We start from the raw sequence: 3807 nt of genomic DNA on the forward strand, positions 1-3807 counted from the left end.
GCCGTCGGTCCGCGGCGCGGCGTCCGCCCGGCGGCGCGACGGCTCACGGCGGGCCGCCGCCTGCTGGGCGTCGGCGTCCTTGAGCTCGAGCAGGTCGGAGGCCGACCACGGCGTCTCGCTCGCGTGCCGGCCACGGGCCAGCGCGTCGGCGGAGTGGTTGCGCGCGAACCAGAGCGCGGCGGTCGCGAGCCCGCCGAGGACGAGCACCCCGACGGCTTCGAACCACCCCGCGAAGATCCCCACGAGGATGACCGCGACGACCGTCGAGAAGGCCCCCCAGCCCACGACGTCGTCCCGCGTCCCCGGCGTGTCGAGCCCGGGGGTGGTGTGCTTGCCCATGCAAAACCCTCACAACGCCGCCACAACCCGCCCCCCGGCGACGCGACCGCCCTCCACGGTCACGGGGCAAGGCTACGCAGACCCGGACCCGGATCGTCGGTAACCTCCCCTCGTGAGCGAGTTCGCGCCGTACCAGCCGTCGTCCCCCGCGGGGCTGCCCCCGGGGTACCCGCTGCCCGCGCCGAGACGTCCGCGCGTGCTCGCGACGCTCGCCTGGGTGGCCGCGTTCGCGGTCCTCCTGGGGTGCACGCTCCTGACGATCCTCGTCATCACGAGCGAGACCGGGGCGCTCGGCCTGGTGACCGGCAGCGTCCTCGCCGTCGTGCCGGTCTTCCCCGTCGTCGCCGTCTACCTGTGGCTGGACCGCTACGAGGCAGAGCCGCCGTCGCTGCTCGTGCTGGCGTTCCTCTGGGGGGCCGGCGTCGCGACGTTCGCGGCGCTCGTCATCAACACCGCCTCGGTGGCGGCGATCCAGCAGGCCGGCGGCGACGCGTCGTCCGGCGCGGTCTTCGTCGCGCCCGTCGTCGAGGAGACGATGAAGGGCCTGGCGATCGTCCTCATCCTGCTCGTGCGCCGCCGCGAGTTCGACGGGGTCGTCGACGGCATCGTCTACGCGGGGATGGCCGGCATCGGGTTCGCGTTCGTCGAGAACGTGCTCTACCTCGGCCGCACCCTCATGGAGTCCGGCACGGCCGGCACCGTCTTCGTGTTCGTCCTGCGGTGCGTCGCCTCGCCCTTCGCGCACCCGCTCTTCACCGCCGCGACCGGGATCGGCCTCGGGCTCGCCGTCCGCACCCGCAACCCGCTGCTCAAGCTGCTCTACCCGGTCCTCGGGTGGGCGGTCGCGGTCCTCCTGCACGGCGCGTGGAACTACTCCGCGTCGTCCGGCCTGGGCGGCTTCCTCCTGGCGTACATCGCCTTCCAGGTGCCGGTGTTCCTCGGGTTCGTCGCCCTCGCGGTCTACGCCCGCCGCCGCGAGGGCCGCCTCATCGGCCGCCACCTCGAGGTCTACTGCTCGACGGGCTGGCTCTCGCCGAGCGAGGTCCAGATGCTCGCCTCGATCCCGGGCCGCCGGGAGGCCCGGTCCTGGGCGTCCCGGACCGGTGGCGGCGCGGCCCGCCGGGCGATGCGCGACTTCCAGGAGATGGCCAGCGAGCTCGCGTTCCTCCGCGAACGGATGATCCGCGGCAGCGCCCCGCAGGACGCCCGCACGACCGAGTACGCGATGCTCGCGTCGATGTCCCAGCTGCGTGCGGTCTTCCTGCCGCAGTGGGCCGCGAACCACCCGCGCTGACCCGCGCCGGCCCGTGCAGGTCCCGAGGACGGGTCAGGCGCCCCAGCCGTAGGCGCCGGCCTGGCCCTTGACGGACACGTGGACGTGGTCCATGTGCATGAGGGTCCAGTTCTGCGAGCCCGACGGGTGGCGGTACGACCGCCAGCCCTCGGAGGCGCGGGCGGAGTTCCAGATCCGGCCGTGCCAGATGATGTAGGTGACGCCGAACTCGTCGGCGTGGGACTTGAAGTACTCGGCCATGCTGTCGCCGAGGGCGATGCCGTCGCGGGTGTCGCGGCGGGCCTGGCCCGGGATCATGAAGTCGCAGGCGCGGCCCGTGTAGTGGTCCGAGCCGGGGGTGTGGCCGCTCGTCGCGAGGCAGCCGTACGCCCGGATCATCGGGTAGTCGCCGAGGCCGCAGCGCAGGACGGCGACCGCGTCCGGGGTCAGGCCGCGCTCGGACGACGCGCGCACCGCCGGGCACTTGCCGATCTTCGAGGACGGCTTCGACGACGCGAGCTCGCAGCCGGACGACGTCCGCAGCAGGCCCGCCGACAGGCCGGCGACCCCGCCGCTGCCGCTCGCCAGCGTCCCCGACCCGCCGGACCCGGTGGCCCGGGTCCCGAGGACGACGGCCGCGATCGCCTTCGCCTGGGCGACCCGGCGGGCGTAGCGCAGCGGGTACGCCGAGACCTGCACGCGCTGCGCGAGCACGCCGGGGCTCGTCGTCTGCCAGCCGGGGATGTCGAGCAGGCCGCGCTGACCGGCACGCCCGCCCGTGAGGAACATCCGCGTCGAGGCCTTCCGGTTCATCCGGACGGCGACCGGGCCCCACGCGTCGAGCTGCTGGAACAGCCCCACGCTCGAGTGGTCGCCGGGCGGGATCCGGCCGCCGGGGTAGGTGTCGTGGTCGAAGGCCAGGCTCGCGGGGACGGCGCGGGACGGCAGGTTGCGCAGGTCGGACTCGACGAGGGCCGCGGCGTAGGCCGTCGTGAGCACGTGGACGAGCTGCTCGGCGTCCAGTCCGCGCTCCTTCGCGACCCCGGCGGCGGCCTCGGCGATCTCCGTGACGTTGCGCATCTGGGTGCGGTCGATGTCCGCGATCCGCCCGGCGCCGCCGGCCGAGACGCCGCCGCCGAGCTCGGGCAGGCACGGCGACTGGAGGAGCTGGGACCCGAGGAAGCCCTGCGCCTCGTCGAGGATCCCGCTGCTCGACAGCGTCGCCAGCGTGCCGCTGCCCGTGACGACGACCACGGCGACGGCGACGATGGCGACGGTCCGCAGCCTCATGGCGCCCCGCTGGCCCCTGCGGGCGAGGTGGTGGCGCCCCCGGCGGGCGTCGGGGCGGCGACGCCGGCGGCGGCCACGGGCTCGTAGGACGTCACGCGCCAGGTCTCGCCGTCCCAGACCAGCTCGAGGTCGAGGCGGCCGCCGTCGGCGAGCGTGACGACCGACGTCGCCTCGGACTCCTCGAGCGTGACGAGCTGCACCGAGGTGGGCCGGGTGCGCGGGATCTGGGCGAGGTTCGTCAGGGCGACGAGGTCGCGCGAGCCCGGGTCGAGCCACGGGTCGAGGCCCTTCACCCAGGTGTCGACCCGGTCCGCCGTGGCGCCGTCGAGCCACTTCTGGGTGAACCGGGCGGACGTCGTCCGGGCCTGGGCCCGCCAGCGGTCGGTCGCGGCGCCGGGGGACAGGGTCGCGTCGCCGCCGCCCGCCGAGCGGCTCGGCAGCGGCGTCGCCTCGGCCGCCACGGCGAGCACGGCCGCGACGGAGATGGCCGAGGCGTCCACGGGGCCCTGGGTGGCCCCCGGGACGGCCTCGCCGTCCACGGGGGCGGTCGGCGTCGCCCCGGTGGCCTCCGGGAGGGGGACGATCGGGGTGGCGCCGGTACTCGCCGGCGCGGTGCCCTGCCCGGCGCCGGCGGGAGCCGCGGGCAGTCCGTTGACGACCCCGCCGGGCAGCCCGCCGTCCGCGCCGGCGCGGGTCGCGGTGCCCTGGTCGGCCGTGGCCGGGGCGTTCCACGGCTGCCGGACGACGAGCGAGACGAGCGGCACGAGGACGAGCAGCGCCACGGCGGTGGCGATCGACGCCCGGTACCGCTCGGGGGTCCACAGCAGCGTCCGGCGGGTCCGGGCCGCGGTGCTGCGGACCGTGTGCCGGACGCCGGAGAGCGTGCTCACCGCGGGTCCTGCCGG

3 protein-coding genes and 1 pseudogene are annotated in these 3807 nt (G+C 75.7%); 1 reads left to right on the top strand and 3 read right to left on the bottom strand.

Going from position 1 to position 3807, the window contains the following annotated elements; all coding sequences use genetic code 11:
• Nucleotides 1-339: hypothetical protein (locus ECOMGDLI_RS04960; protein WP_143447518.1), on the bottom strand; the 339-nt coding region annotated here is incomplete at its 3' end.
• A gap of 112 nt (nucleotides 340-451) precedes the next feature.
• Here ECOMGDLI_RS04960 and ECOMGDLI_RS04965 point away from each other — a divergent pair.
• The gene (locus ECOMGDLI_RS04965; RefSeq protein WP_088314559.1) at nucleotides 452-1633 is read left to right on the top strand and encodes a PrsW family intramembrane metalloprotease; all 1182 of its coding nucleotides are present in this window, start codon (nucleotides 452-454) and stop codon (nucleotides 1631-1633) included.
• Nucleotides 1634-1666: 33 nt separating this feature from the next.
• On the opposite strand, the gene ECOMGDLI_RS04970 is transcribed toward ECOMGDLI_RS04965, so the two are convergent.
• Together ECOMGDLI_RS04970 and ECOMGDLI_RS04975 are read right to left on the bottom strand one after the other, a co-directional pair.
• A complete protein-coding gene (locus ECOMGDLI_RS04970; protein WP_088314562.1) occupies nucleotides 1667-2902 on the bottom strand; it encodes a hypothetical protein in 1236 nt (411 codons plus the stop codon).
• Nucleotides 2899-3807, bottom strand: a pseudogene (locus ECOMGDLI_RS04975) (hypothetical protein); the annotation flags it as partial. The gene ECOMGDLI_RS04970 and the pseudogene ECOMGDLI_RS04975, both read right to left, overlap by 4 nt.

This window comes from Kineosporia sp. R_H_3, assembly GCF_002198675.1.
In the GTDB taxonomy this organism is placed as follows: domain Bacteria; phylum Actinomycetota; class Actinomycetes; order Actinomycetales; family Kineosporiaceae; genus R-H-3.